Annotated in this window: 13 protein-coding genes; 6 read left to right on the forward strand and 7 right to left on the reverse strand. The window is 63.1% G+C overall.

What is annotated here, in order from left to right; all coding sequences use genetic code 11:
- The first annotated feature begins 17 nt into the window (after positions 1 to 17).
- Both M4J39_RS03680 and nhaA read left to right on the forward strand, forming a co-directional pair.
- On the forward strand, positions 18 to 908 hold the full coding sequence (locus M4J39_RS03680; RefSeq protein ID WP_251726437.1) for a serine hydrolase: 891 nt from the start codon (positions 18 to 20) through the stop codon (positions 906 to 908).
- 187 nt (positions 909 to 1095) lie between these two features.
- Entirely contained in the window at positions 1096 to 2292 is a 1197-nt protein-coding gene (nhaA, locus tag M4J39_RS03685) for a Na+/H+ antiporter NhaA (RefSeq protein WP_251726438.1), read from the forward strand.
- A gap of 98 nt (positions 2293 to 2390) precedes the next feature.
- Here the strand turns inward: nhaA and araH are convergent, their stop codons facing one another.
- From araH to M4J39_RS03700, 3 genes are all read right to left on the reverse strand, one after another.
- Positions 2391 to 3338 carry an L-arabinose ABC transporter permease AraH gene (gene araH / locus M4J39_RS03690; protein WP_251726439.1) on the reverse strand — a complete coding sequence of 316 codons (948 nt, stop codon included), beginning with the start codon at positions 3336 to 3338 and terminating at the stop codon, positions 2391 to 2393.
- Positions 3338 to 4858 (reverse strand): L-arabinose ABC transporter ATP-binding protein AraG, encoded by a 1521-nt coding sequence (gene araG, locus M4J39_RS03695; protein WP_251726440.1) that lies wholly within the window; start codon positions 4856 to 4858, stop codon positions 3338 to 3340. Before araG ends, araH begins: the two co-directional genes overlap by 1 nt.
- Positions 4859 to 4936: 78 nt before the next feature.
- The gene (locus M4J39_RS03700; RefSeq protein ID WP_251726441.1) at positions 4937 to 5923 is read right to left on the reverse strand and encodes an arabinose ABC transporter substrate-binding protein; all 987 of its coding nucleotides are present in this window, start codon (positions 5921 to 5923) and stop codon (positions 4937 to 4939) included.
- A gap of 656 nt (positions 5924 to 6579) precedes the next feature.
- Between M4J39_RS03700 and M4J39_RS03705 the strand changes: the two genes are divergently transcribed.
- On the forward strand, positions 6580 to 6753 hold the full coding sequence (locus M4J39_RS03705; RefSeq protein ID WP_251726442.1) for a hypothetical protein: 174 nt from the start codon (positions 6580 to 6582) through the stop codon (positions 6751 to 6753).
- Positions 6754 to 6960: 207 nt separating this feature from the next.
- Positions 6961 to 7674, forward strand: coding sequence for a transcriptional repressor LexA (lexA, locus tag M4J39_RS03710; protein WP_251726443.1), 714 nt, complete (start codon positions 6961 to 6963; stop codon positions 7672 to 7674).
- Between the two features lie 80 nt (positions 7675 to 7754).
- On the opposite strand, the gene queA is transcribed toward lexA, so the two are convergent.
- Entirely contained in the window at positions 7755 to 8843 is a 1089-nt protein-coding gene (gene queA, locus M4J39_RS03715) for a tRNA preQ1(34) S-adenosylmethionine ribosyltransferase-isomerase QueA (protein WP_251726444.1), read from the reverse strand.
- A 211-nt stretch (positions 8844 to 9054) separates the two neighbouring features.
- Here queA and M4J39_RS03720 point away from each other — a divergent pair, with 211 nt between their 5' ends.
- Both M4J39_RS03720 and M4J39_RS03725 read left to right on the forward strand, forming a co-directional pair.
- Positions 9055 to 9696: a DUF47 domain-containing protein gene (locus tag M4J39_RS03720; protein ID WP_251726445.1), complete on the forward strand. Its 642-nt coding sequence runs from the start codon at positions 9055 to 9057 to the stop codon at positions 9694 to 9696.
- Entirely contained in the window at positions 9693 to 10697 is a 1005-nt protein-coding gene (locus M4J39_RS03725; protein WP_251726794.1) for an inorganic phosphate transporter, read from the forward strand. Before M4J39_RS03720 ends, M4J39_RS03725 begins: the two co-directional genes overlap by 4 nt.
- Here M4J39_RS03725 and M4J39_RS03730 read toward each other — a convergent pair.
- The 3 genes from M4J39_RS03730 to M4J39_RS03740 all read right to left on the reverse strand — a co-directional run bounded on the left by M4J39_RS03730 (position 10670) and on the right by M4J39_RS03740 (position 12685).
- A complete protein-coding gene (locus tag M4J39_RS03730; RefSeq protein WP_251726446.1) occupies positions 10670 to 11587 on the reverse strand; it encodes a DUF817 domain-containing protein in 918 nt (305 codons plus the stop codon). The two genes, M4J39_RS03725 and M4J39_RS03730, sit on opposite strands and share 28 nt — an antisense overlap.
- Positions 11588 to 11638: 51 nt before the next feature.
- Positions 11639 to 12106 carry a peptidylprolyl isomerase gene (locus tag M4J39_RS03735; RefSeq protein ID WP_251726795.1) on the reverse strand — a complete coding sequence of 156 codons (468 nt, stop codon included), beginning with the start codon at positions 12104 to 12106 and terminating at the stop codon, positions 11639 to 11641.
- A 75-nt stretch (positions 12107 to 12181) separates the two neighbouring features.
- The gene (locus tag M4J39_RS03740; protein ID WP_251726796.1) at positions 12182 to 12685 is read right to left on the reverse strand and encodes a peptidylprolyl isomerase; all 504 of its coding nucleotides are present in this window, start codon (positions 12683 to 12685) and stop codon (positions 12182 to 12184) included.
- Positions 12686 to 12738: the final 53 nt, after the last annotated feature.

A 12738-nucleotide genomic window follows, 5' to 3' on the forward strand; every position in this document is an offset into this window, starting at 1 on the left:
AATGGTAGGAAGTTGCCATGCAGGCAGCGACCATCCACTCGTTCCGGATCTCCGCCAATGGCAGCCGGGCCTCCCGGGGAAACGCCTCTTTGCTGTTTCCCTATTGGAGCTTCACGAAGACCGTCATCGCCATCTGTGCACTGAAACTCTACGAAAGTGGCAAGGTCGATCTGGACGGCAGGATATCCGGCGAGCGGTACACGCTACGGCAGTTGCTGAGCCACACCGCCGGCCTGCCGGACTATTCGTCGCTCGCCGACTACCATCGGGCAGTCGCCGCCGATGAGACGCCGTGGCCGCGCGACAGGCTTCTCGACGCGGCTCTCGCAAACGGGTTCCTCTTCGCACCCGGTCAGGGGTGGTCCTACTCCAACGTCGGCTACATGCTGGCCAGGGAGTTGATCGAGGCGGCCTCGGGGTTGTCTCTCGCCGCCCTTGTCGAGGAAATCGTCAGCCGTCCTCTCGGGCTGAAAAGCGTGGAGCTTGCGACCAGCCGAGAGCAATTTTGGCGCATCCACTGGCAGGGAGCCGAGGGCTACCACCCTGGCTGGGTCTATCACGGCTGCCTGATGGGAACGGCGGAGGACGCGGCGCTGCTTCTGCGTGGCCTCGTTACCGGTGCCTTGCTGAGCGAGCCGATGGTGCGCGAGATGCGGCGATCCCTGCCGCTGGGCGGCGCCTTGGAAGGCCGTCCATGGACGGCATGCGGCTATGGTCTCGGTCTGATGATCGGCCGCATAGGCGGACCGGGACGGGCCATTGGACACTCCGGCGGCGGTCCGTTTTCTTCGAACGCCGTCTACCATTTCCCCGACGTCGGTCATGGCGTCACCGTCGCCAGCTTCGGTGAAGGCCAAGCCGAAGGCTTGGCCGAGTTCGAGGTGGCGGACTTCGCCCTCAGCAGCTGAATGTTCATGGTACGGCGTTTTCGGCTGGCTTTGCCTGTTGTTGAAGCGATTGTCGACCGCTATCTACATGGAAATATGGTGCACATTGCGCTAGCGTTGGGCACGAATAGCGTGTGCTGCGTGCGCTACGGGTAACCCGAAGTCGACGGAGACCTTGATCAACTTCCAGCTATTGGAGCGGAAATCTATGTCTTTGCCGATTGCACCGAAGCACATCCAGTCGACGCTTCGCCGGTTCCTGGAGGGAGAGGCCTCGGGCGGCCTGGTTCTGATGGCCGTTGCCGCACTGGCCATTCTGACCGCCAACTCCTCCTTTGCCGAAACCTATTTCGATGCGCTGCACATCTACCTGGGGCCTCTCAGCCTTCAACACTGGATCAATGACGCGCTGATGGCCGTGTTCTTCCTGCTGGTCGGGCTGGAGATCAAGCGCGAGATGCTGGACGGTCAGCTGTCCAGCTGGAGCCGGCGCATCCTGCCCGGAGCGGCCGCCGCAGGCGGCATGCTGTTTCCCGCCCTCATCTATGTGGCGTTCAACTGGAGCGACCCGTCGGCTTTGAGAGGCTGGGCCATTCCGACCGCCACCGACATCGCCTTTGCGCTCGGCGTCATTTCGCTTTTCGGCTCCAGGGTCCCGAGCTCCCTCAAGATCTTCCTGGCCGCGCTTGCCATCATCGACGATCTGGGCGCCGTCATCGTCATCGCGCTGTTCTACACCGCCGACCTCAACCTTTGGGCTCTCGGTGGCACGGCCGTCGTCCTCGCCGTGCTTTACGGTCTGAACCGGTCGAAGGTGATGGCGCTCTGGCCCTACCTGATTCTCGGCGTGGGTTTGTGGGTGCTGGTGTTTGCCTCCGGCGTCCATGCCACCCTGGCCGGCGTGATGCTGGCGCTCACCATTCCGCTCAAGCCGACGCCGGGCACCCCGGAAGCGGACGACGCGGAATCGCCGCTTCATCGGCTGGAGAACGGCCTCCACAAGCCGGTTGCCTTCCTGATCGTGCCTTTGTTCGGCTTTGCCAACGCCGGCGTCTCGCTTGCCGGCCTGTCGATGGGCGTGTTCGCCGAACCGCTGACGATGGGCATCGCCGCCGGGTTGATGCTGGGCAAGCTGATCGGCGTCATGGGCACCGTGGCCGTGCTGGTCAAGCTGGGTATTGCTTACCTTCCGGCAAGCGCCAGTTGGGGGCAGATGGCAGGAACGTCTTTCCTGTGCGGCATCGGCTTCACGATGTCGCTCTTCATCGGGCTGCTGGCCTTCGATGACCCATCCGTCCAGGATCACGTCAAGATCGGCATCCTCCTGGGCTCGCTCGTCTCGGGCGTGCTCGGCGCCATCTGCCTGGCAGCCTTCGGGCGTCGCCAGGGCGCTACCGCAAGCTGACCCTTCGGCAGATCCGATCTGGGCAATGCAGAACGACCGGACGATCTCTCGCCCGGTCGCCTGCTGGTCGTCTCGTGTCGGCGTCTGGCCCGCTTGCCTTACTTCCGGCCGAGGCCGGTGCTACGGACGTTGTCGAGCAGCACGGCGAGGAGCAGGATCAGGCCGCGCACCAGATACTGGTAGAAGGCCTGGATGTTGAGCAGGTTCATGGCGTTCTCGGCGATGCCGAGGATCAGCACGCCGACGATGACGCCGGTCATCGCCGCCCGCCCGCCGGCCAGCGACACGCCACCGAGCACGCAGGCCGAAATGGCCGAAAGCTCGAGGCCGGTCGCCGCGTTGGGTTGGCCGGAGGTGATGCGCGACGCCAGAAGGATGCCCGCGACGGCGCAGACGAGTCCCTGGATGGTGAAGATCCAGATGCGCATGCCGTCGACGTTGACGCCGGCAAGACGCGACGCTTCGGGATTGCCGCCGATGGCCAGCGTGTTGCGGCCGAAAACGGACCGGTTCAGGACGAAACCGAACACGCAGAACAGGGCGACCATGATCCAGATCGGCGTCGGAATGCCGATAAAGCGCGACAGGGCCAACTGATAGAAGCCGGGATCGTTGATACCCACGGCGCGGCCGTCGGAGGAGATCAGCGCGAGGCCGCGCACGATCTGCATGGTGGCCAGCGTGGTGATCAGCGCGTTGATCTTCAGCTTGGCGATGATGGCGCCATTGACGAAGCCGACGAAGGTGCCGCAGGCAAGCGCCGCGATCAGGCCGATGACGATCGAGCCGGAGGCGTTCGACGCCATGACCGCCACCATGCCTGTGAAGGCGACGATCGAACCGACGGAAAGGTCGAAATCGCGCGAGGCGAGACAGAACATCATCGTGCAGGAAACGATGCCGATCGTGACCACCGACTGGAACAGGCCCAGCATGTTGCGTTCGGTGAGGAAACTCGGCACGAAAACCGAGACGACCGCGAAGGCGATAACGAAGATGACGAGGAGGCCCTGCTCACCCAGCAGGAGACGTTTCAGGAAGGCCATCACGATGCTTTCTTGTTCGGCTCGCCAGCCGTCCGGTCCGGCAGGGCCGAGGCGAGAATGGCGTGTTCGTTGAATTCGGCGCGTTCGTAGCGGGCGGCGATCCGCCCTTCGCACATGACGATGACGCGATCTGAAATGCCCATCACCTCCGGCAGCTCGCTGGAGACGACGACGATGGCCAGCCCTTTTTCCGCCAAGTGGTAGAGCAACTCGTAGATCTCGGCCTTGGCGCCGACGTCGATGCCGCGCGTCGGCTCGTCGACGATGAGCACCTTGACGCCGCTCTCGGCCAGCCACCGGGCAAGCAGCACTTTCTGCTGGTTGCCGCCCGAGAGGTTGACGATGTCCTGTTTGGCCGACGGCGTACGGATGCGAAGCTGCTTGATGAAGTCGGCCGCCGTGTCCGCCTCCCGTCTGAGGCTCAGGAGACCAAAGGGCGAGAAATGGCGGCGAGCGGAAATGACGATATTCTCCGCCACCGAAAGCCCCTGCACGATGCCGTCGAACTTCCGGTCCTCGGAACAGAGCACAAGGCCCTCACGGATGGACCGGCGCGGATTGGCGCCCGAGCTTTCCACGCCATCGATGCTCACCTTGCCGGAACGGCGGGGATCGGCGCCATAGACGAGGCGCATCAGCTCGGAACGACCGGAACCGACCAGCCCGAAAAAGCCGACGATCTCGCCGGCTCTCGCCTCGAAGTCGATGGGACGCGGCAACTTGGCCCCGGACATCACTTCAACCTTGAGACGGACCTCACCGGCAGGACGGCCCCGCCAGCCCCAGATGTCGGAGATCTCACGCCCAACCATCTCGGCAACCAGGCTCTCGCGCGTCACGTCAGCCATCGCAGGATGGTGGGCGGCGAGCTTGCCGTCGCGCAAGACGGTACAGCCATCGCAAAGGCGGAATATCTCGTCGAGACGGTGCGAGATGTAGATGATGACCTTGCCGGAGGCGCGCAGCTCGCCGATGAGCTGGAACAGCACCTCGCTCTCCTGCGATGACAACGACGACGTCGGTTCATCCAGGGCAATGACGCGCGCATCCAGCATGATCGCCTTGGCGATCTCGATCATCTGTCGCTCGCCCAGCGACAATCTGGACACCTTGGTGTCGGCATCCACCGACAGGCCGATCTCCTTGAGACGACGGTTCACCTCGTCTTTCAGCGAGCGAAAATCAATGACGCCCGCCCGGTTCGGAAACCGGCCAAGCCGGAGGTTTTCCGCCACGGTCAGCTCGGGCACCAGTTGCAGTTCCTGATGCACGACCACCACGCCGGCCGCGAAGGCGTCACGGGTAGAGCCGAAATGCTGCGCGACCCCGTCGACGGAAATCTCGCCGTCATCGGCCCCGGTATCGCCTGAGAGAATACGAATGAGTGTGGACTTGCCGGCGCCATTCTCGCCGATCAGCCCGTGAACGGAGCCTTTTCCCACCCCGAAGGAGACATCCGACAGCGCCTTGACGCCCGGATATGTCTTTGAAATGTGGGAGAAGCTAAGAAAGTCGGCCATGTTCTCGCGCCTTGCTCGGGAGCCGGCGACGGAAGATCGCCAGCTCCATGTCATGTCAGCGGCCCAGCAGGTCCGGCCTTACTCGATGCCAAGGCTCTTGCGGACATCCTGATAGGTGTCGCGCAGAGCCAGCTCACCGGCGGTCAGCGTCACGGCCGGCGGCTCCTTGTCGTTGGCGATCCACTCATACATGTTGAGCGCGGTCTCGTAGCCGTGGCGCTTCGGCGAGATGATGACAGTGCCGAAGAAACCGGTGGCGGAAGGTTTCTTGAACTCGTTGATCGCCGAGTCCGCACCACCGATGCCGACACCGATGAAGTTGTCGGGCGTGATGCCGACGGTCTCGGAGGCGCGGACGGCGCCGAGCACGGCTTCGTCGTTGAGACCGAAGGCAACCCAGTGCTTGACGTCGGCATGCTTGTTGAGCACCACCGTGGCAGCGTTGAGGGCCGCTTCGGTGTCGGTCTTGGCCTGCGGGGCGTCGAAGATGTTGGCCTCGGGGAAGCCAGCCGCCTTCAGCGAGGAGATGGCGCCTTCGACACGGTCGACGGCGGTCGGCAACTGGTCGTAGGAGACGCGGATCGCGCCGACGCTCGCCATGTCCCACCCGCGCTTCTTGATCTCGTCGGCGATGGCGGTGCCGACGGCCTCGCCAATCTTCAGCGCCGAGATGCCCATGTGGGGCACGCTCTCGATCGGCGAGCCATCGGCATTCACCAGACGGTCGTCGACGGTCATCATCTTGAGGCCGTTGGCCTCGGCCTTGGCGACAATGCCCGGCCCGAGCTTGACGTCCGGCGTGCAGATGATGAAGCCCTGTGCGCCCTGGGCGCCAAGGTTGTCGATCGCCGACTGAACCTTCTCTCCATCCTCGGCGCCGATCTTCACCAGGGTGAAGCCCTTCTCCTTGGCGGCGACGTCGGCGAACTTCCACTCATCCTGGAACCAGGGTTCCTCCGGCTGCTTGACCACGAAGCCGATCTTGATGTCGGCGGCGTGCGCCGCAACGGTCAGCGCCCCGACGGCGATGCCGACGGCGGCGATGCTCTTCAGAATACGAAGCATGGCGTTTCCTCCATTTTCTCTTCAACGATCGCTCGCCAACGCGGCGCGCCTTTCGCTACTCCAATCGACTTTGCGGCGGAACCGGAAGAGCCCCATCATGGACGATTCCGTGTTGCTGCTGTCGCAGATCATCCGGAGCCCTCCGCAACGGCGGCTTGTGTGGCTGCTTGACCAGAACGAGGAGCGGAACTGATCGGCAAAGAGATCGAGGCCGGATTGGCCGTCGATTCCAGACGGGCCGGCCGATGCCTCCCCCGATATCCCCCACTTCCCCCGTCCTGTAGCCTGTCGGCAGCCACGCTTCCTCCCGGCGGCCATCCCACCGCCGGCTGAACCGGTCGCGCCGCGCCATTCGTCCGTTCAGTAAGGACGATCTTGCGCGGCGAAAAACAGCCTAGGTGGCGGATGTCCACGCGGGAATGGCTACATCCATGAATTCCATGGACGAAACTCTTAAGAGACCGACCACTTCGACCTTTGTTGGACAGCCCGGCGTGAACAAAGTGGAAGACACAGCCAAAGAACGCTCGAGGCAACGGCGAAGCATAGGTCATACGCATTTACCCCGAAGGCATCCCGGCCGCTCGATCGTTGACCCGATCGCGGGTGCCGCATACCTTTCACCGTCGCAGAACCCGCCACGTGGAGTGCTCATCTTGACCGACCAGGCAACCGTGACCGTTGGCGTCATCGCCAAGGAAATCGGCGTGTCCGACGCCAAGGTAAAGAAGGCGATCGAGACGCTGAAGATCGAGCCGGTCGGCAAGCGCGGCGTATGCAAGCTCTATGCGGCCGATGCGATCGATGCCATCAGGACGTCGCTCTCCTGAAGCTGGCACCCCATCGCGGACCGGTTTCTCCGCCGGCATGCGACCGGGCGGTGCGATTTACGTCGCGGTGATCCCACTGTTTTCCGGCTGCTTCTGAACCCGAAGCGGCGATAGTCGTTGCGGAACACACACGGAACATGTTAACTCTGTTCGTGATTTGTACCGATTCGCGTTTCGGTGCGCCGGCCGACCAGCGGGGACCAGACGATGCTCACGCGCAAACAGCTCGAACTCCTGATGTTCATTCATGAACGCCTGAAGGAGTCCGGCGTTCCGCCGTCTTTTGACGAGATGAAGGATGCGCTCGACCTCAAGTCGAAGTCCGGCATTCATCGTCTCATTACCGCGCTTGAAGAGCGCGGTTTCATTCGCCGGCTTCCCAACCGGGCGCGGGCGCTGGAAGTCATCAAGCTGCCGGAGACCATGCAGCCGGGCATTGGCCGGACGCGCAAGGGGTTCGCGCCATCGGTGATCGAGGGCGATGCCGGCCGCAAGGCGGCGCCCGCCAGCGTCTCCACGCCTTCGCTCGACAGTCGCGACACGGTGCCGGTGCCGGTCATGGGGCGCATCGCCGCCGGCGTGCCGATCGCCGCCATCCAGAACCAGTCGCATATCTTGCATGTCCCGATCGATCTCGTTGCAGGCGGCGAGCATTACGCCCTCGAAGTGCGGGGGGACTCGATGATCGAGGCCGGCATTCTCGACGGCGACACCGTCGTCATCAAGAAGTCCGACACGGCCGACTCCGGCGACATCATCGTGGCGTTGGTGGACGACGAGGAAGCGACGCTGAAGCGGCTTCGGCGCAAGGGCGCCTCCGTCGCGCTCGAAGCTGCCAACCCGGCCTATGAAACCCGCATTTTCGGACCCGATCGGGTTCGAATCCAGGGCCGTCTCGTGGCTCTGATGCGCCGGTACTGATCGTCGTCGGCATTGAACCGGCAATGGGGCGCTCTACGGCGCCCCTTTTCGTTATGTCGTCGTCGAGAGTGCGGCCCGACTTATCTTACCAGCCGGCTTTCCGGCGAGGGATGGAGCAGCGACGTGTCGCCGTAGGAATAGAAGCGGTAGCCGCTGGCGATCGCATGGGCGTAGGCGGCACGCATGGTGTCGAGGCCGGAGAAGGCCGATACCAGCATGAACAGCGTCGATCTCGGCAGATGAAAGTTGGTCATCAGCAGATCGACGGCACGGAAGCGGTAGCCTGGCGTGATGAAGATGTCCGTCGCACCCGCAAACGGTCGGATAAGGCCGTCCTCGTCGGCGGCGCTTTCCAGAAGCCGCAGCGACGTCGTACCGACGGCCACCACCCTGCCCCCTCCTGCACGAACGGCATTGAGCGCATCGGCCGTTTCCTCCGAGACGTGACCGATCTCGGAATGCATCTTGTGGTCTTCGGTGTCGTCCACCTTCATGGGCAGAAACGTGCCGGCCCCCACGTGCAGCGTCACGAAATGGCGGCCGATGCCGCGCACTTCCAGCCGGTCGAAGAGATCCGGCGTGAAGTGGAGTCCGGCAGTCGGCGCGGCAACAGCACCGCTCTCGCGGGCATAAACCGTCTGATAGTCGGCCCGATCGCGCTCATCCTCGGCTCGCTTGGCTGCGATATAAGGCGGAAGGGGGATGTGGCCGACCGTCACCAACGCCAGATCCAGATCCGGGCCGGCACGATCGAAGGCCAGAGTAACCTCTCCGTCATCGCCCTTCTCCGCAACGACGGCGCCCAGAGCGGGCGTGCTTGGGTCGGCGCCGGAAAACACCACATGATCGCCAGCGCGCAGCTTGCGCGCGCCTTTCACGAAAGCGCGCCAGCGATCCGGCGCCTCGCGCATGTGTAACGTGGCGGAAAAGCGAACCGGCTCGGCGCCCTCGCGCTCGCGGCGGCCTTCGAGCTGGGCCGGAATGACCTTGGTGTCGTTGAACACCAGCGCGTCACCAGGCGATAGAAGCTCGGCAAGATCGCACGCGTGCCGATCTTCGAATGGGGCGCTCGGCGTCACCACCAACAGGCGCGAGGCGTCACGCGGGACGGCCGGGCGCAGCGCAATCCTTTCGGGCGGCAGATCGAAATCGAAGGCTGAAACTTGCATGACCCTGCATAGGCATGGCCTCAGAGAAAGGCAACAGCCAGCGCGAGCGAGGGGGCCCGTTGCGAGTTCCCGCACAAGCTCTGCCACCCCTGCGCGCAAGGCCTAAAGGATATCCGCCTAAAAAACAGCACCATTGGGGAACTGCGACTAGCGCCCACGGGAGTCATCGGATAAACCGCGTGCCGAAAAGTCCAGAAAACAAGGACCGACCATGCTCGAGTGGTTCCGCAAGCTCCTCCCGCACGAAGAGCAATTCTTCGATCTGTTCGCACAACACTCCGAAACCGTCGTCAACGCCGCTCAGTCCCTCAACGCCCTTCTGTCGGGTGACGACCGCGATGCGCGCATCGCGGAAATCGTCGCCCTCGAAGACAAGGCCGACGGAATCACTCGTGAGGTGCTGCTTGCCGTTCGGCGGAGCTTCATCACGCCGTTCGACCGCAACGACATCAAGGACCTCATCCAGTCGATGGATGACACCATCGACACCATGCACCGCGTGGTGAAGACGATCCTGCTGTTCGAGCAGCGCGCCTTCGATCCCGGTATGCGCGACATGGGGCTCGACATCCTTCAGGCGTCAAAGCTGGTTTCCGAGGCCATCCCGCTCTTGAAGAGCGTCGGTTCCAACGCCCCTCGTCTGACAGCTCTGTCGGAAGAAGTCACCCGCGTCGAGGGCCACTCGGACCTCCTGCATGACAACGGCCTCAAGGATCTCTATCGGCGGCATGGCACGGGCAACGCCATGGGCTACATCATCGGCAGCAAAATCTATGGCGAGCTCGAGAAGGTACTCGACCGCTTCGAGGATGTCGCCAAGGAAATCAGCGGCATCGTGATCGAGAACGTCTGATGGAGACGCTCGCCCTTCCGCTGCTGGTCGGCCTGATCGGCATCGCGCTGCTGTTCGACTTCCTCAACGGTCTGCACGATGCCGCCAACTCGATCGCCACCATCGTGTCGACGCGCGTGCTCAGGCCGCAGTACGCGGTGTTCTGGGCGGCCTTCTTCAACTTCATCGCCTTCCTGTTCTTCGGCCTTCACGTGGCGACGACGCTCGGCAAAGGCATCATCGATCCGTCCATCGTCACGCCGCATGTGGTGTTCGCCGCCCTGATGGGAGCGATCACCTGGAACGTCATCACCTGGCTTGCCGGCATTCCCTCGTCGTCCTCGCATGCCCTGGTGGGCGGCCTAGTTGGCGCCGGTCTCGCCAAAACCGGCTTCAGCTCCATCGTCTGGGCCGGCCTGCTGAAGACGGCGGGCGCGATTTTCCTGTCGCCGGCCTTCGGCTTCTTCCTCGCGCTGATGCTGGTGCTCGCGGTGTCCTGGACCTTCGTCAAACGAACGCCCTTTGCAGTGGACAATACTTTCCGGCACCTGCAGTTCGTCTCGGCCTCGTTCTACTCGCTGGGCCACGGCGGCAACGACGCCCAGAAGACGATGGGCATCATCGCCGTGCTGCTTTACTCGCAGGGTTATCTGGGTGGTGAGTTCTACGTGCCGTTCTGGGTGGTAATCGCCTGTCAGTCGGCCATGGCGCTCGGCACCCTGATGGGCGGCTGGCGCATCGTCCACACCATGGGCTCGAAGATCACCCGGCTCAATCCGATGCAGGGCTTCTGCGCTGAAACCGGCGGCGCCATCACGCTGTTCATCGCCACGCACTTCGGCATTCCCGTGTCGACCACCCACACGATCACTGGCGCCATCGTCGGTGTCGGCGCGGCGCGGCGCGTGTCGGCCGTCCGCTGGGGAATCGCCGGCAACATCGTCATCGCTTGGATCATCACGATGCCGGCCGGCGCCGCCATCGCCGCCTGCTCCTACTGGCTGGTCAACCTGTTCGTCTGAATGACCTCATCATCCTCCGTCACCGGCTCGTCATCTGGCGGGCGGGGCGGCAGGACGAGCGTGACTAGGGTAAAGCTCACGAACAGCAACAGGTACCAAGACCCCATCTTTCCGAGGGAAACCAGGCGCCAGTCCGCTTGACCCGGATAGAGCCAGGTTCCGGTGAAAGTTCCGACGTTCTCGGCCACCCACATGAAAAAGCAGGTCAGCAGGGCCGCGACGACGAGCGGCATCCAGCGTGGCGTCTTGTCGACCGTGAAATAGATCCGCACGCGCCCGTACAGAACAACCGTCGCCGCGAACAGGAACCACCTGAAATCCTGAATGAAATGGTGCCCGAAGAAGTTGGCGTAGATGGCCACGGACAGGGCAAAGGTCCAGTTGCGTCCAGGGAAGTTGGTGAAGCGCATGTCGAAAACGCGGATGGCGCGCGCCATGTAGCTACCGACGGAACCGTACATGAAGCCGGAGAACAGGGGCACGCCGGAGATCGCCATCACCGCGGGCTCCGGATAGCTCCATGAGCCCATATGAACCTTGAAGATTTCCATGGCCGTGCCGACCACGTGGTAGACGGCAATAACCTTCAGCTCTGAAAGGTTCTCAAGGCGAAACGCCAGCATGAGAACCTGAACCGTCAGCGCGAAGGCGAAGAGAAAGTCGTAGCGGTGAACAGGCCAATCCGCCGACCAGAGAAACTTGGTGGCAATGAGCGCCGAAAGCATCACGCCACCAAACAGGCACGACCATGCCTGCTTCAGACCGAACAGAAGGAACTCTGCGATCGGAACCGGCAGGCGCGACAGAAGACGTCGCAGGGCCAGGCGTAACGGCTCCAGAAACGGGCCAGTGGCATGTTCCGGCTCGGGAAGAATGGCCGCCTCCCACAAAAACGCCGACGAAGAAACCTTCGTCGGCGCAAACTCAATCGAACGGAAACGTCAGGCCGCGTCGGCGGCCACGACGACCGACACGATCTTGTCGGGATCGCGCACCGGCTCGCCGCGCTTGATCTTGTCGACGTTGTCCATGCCTTCGATGACCTTGCCCCACACCGTGTACTGCTTGTCGAGGAAGCGGGCGTCGTCGAAGCAGATGAAGAACTGCGAGTTGGCCGAGTTGGGGTTCATGGCGCGGGCCATGGACACCGTGCCACGCACGTGCGGCTCGGCGTTGAACTCCTGGTTCAGGTCGGGATACTTCGAACCACCGGTACCGGTCCCGTGCGGGCAGCCGGTCTGGGCCATGAAGCCTTCGATCACGCGGTGGAACACGATGCCGTCGTAGAACTTCTCGCGCACCAGCTTCTTGATGTGAGCCACATGGTTGGGCGCGAGGTCGGGCCGCATCTCGATGACGACGGTGCCCTTGCTGGTTTCCATGACGAGGGTGTTCTCGGGATCCTTGATATCGGCCACGCGGGCCTCCTTTCGGTCTTGTTGCCGGCAGCGCTCTTATCACGGCCGGACGGAAAGTTCGATCGGTCAGTTCGGATCGGAAGCGAGACGCGCCTTGACGATCTTGTCGGGGTTTGCCGGCGGCTCGCCACGATTGATCTTGTCGACCACGTCCATTCCGTCGGTCACTTGTCCCCAAACGGTGTACTGGCCGTCGAGGAAGCCGCCGTCGTCGAACATGATGAAAAACTGGGAGTTGGCGCTGTTGGGATCCTGCGCGCGCGCCATGCCGACGGCACCGCGCCCGAAGTGCGCCTTGGAGAACTCGGCCGGGATATCCGGCAGGTCGGAGCCGCCCATACCGGTACCGGTGGGATCGCCGGTCTGCGCCATGAAGCCATCGATCACCCTGTGAAAGATGATGCCGTCATAGAAGTGCTTGCCGACCAGCGTCTTGATCTGCTCGACGTGTTTGGGCGCAAGATCGGGCCTGAGTTCGATGGTCACCTTGCCCTTGCTGGTTTCCAGGATCAGCGTGTTGTCCGGCGAGGCGGCCCAAGCGCCGGTGGACAAAACTCCGCTCGTCAGCATGATGCCGGAGGCGGCAAGCGCCGCGAGAAAGGTCCTGCGGATCACATCGATCT

It is taken from the genome of Pleomorphomonas sp. NRK KF1, assembly GCF_023721755.1.
Lineage (GTDB): Bacteria > Pseudomonadota > Alphaproteobacteria > Rhizobiales > Pleomorphomonadaceae > Pleomorphomonas.

Coding starts and splice junctions, on each gene's coding strand:
- M4J39_RS03720 (WP_251726445.1), top strand. CDS start 9,055: ATGCTCGAGTGGTTCCGCAAGCTCCTCCCGCACGAAGAGCAATTCTTC.
- M4J39_RS03680 (WP_251726437.1), top strand. CDS start 18: ATGCAGGCAGCGACCATCCACTCGTTCCGGATCTCCGCCAATGGCAGC.
- lexA (WP_251726443.1), top strand. CDS start 6,961: ATGCTCACGCGCAAACAGCTCGAACTCCTGATGTTCATTCATGAACGC.
- nhaA (WP_251726438.1), top strand. CDS start 1,096: ATGTCTTTGCCGATTGCACCGAAGCACATCCAGTCGACGCTTCGCCGG.
- araG (WP_251726440.1), bottom strand. CDS start 4,858: ATGGCCGACTTTCTTAGCTTCTCCCACATTTCAAAGACATATCCGGGC.
- M4J39_RS03740 (WP_251726796.1), bottom strand. CDS start 12,685: ATGCTGACGAGCGGAGTTTTGTCCACCGGCGCTTGGGCCGCCTCGCCG.
- M4J39_RS03700 (WP_251726441.1), bottom strand. CDS start 5,923: ATGCTTCGTATTCTGAAGAGCATCGCCGCCGTCGGCATCGCCGTCGGG.
- araH (WP_251726439.1), bottom strand. CDS start 3,338: ATGGCCTTCCTGAAACGTCTCCTGCTGGGTGAGCAGGGCCTCCTCGTC.
- queA (WP_251726444.1), bottom strand. CDS start 8,843: ATGCAAGTTTCAGCCTTCGATTTCGATCTGCCGCCCGAAAGGATTGCG.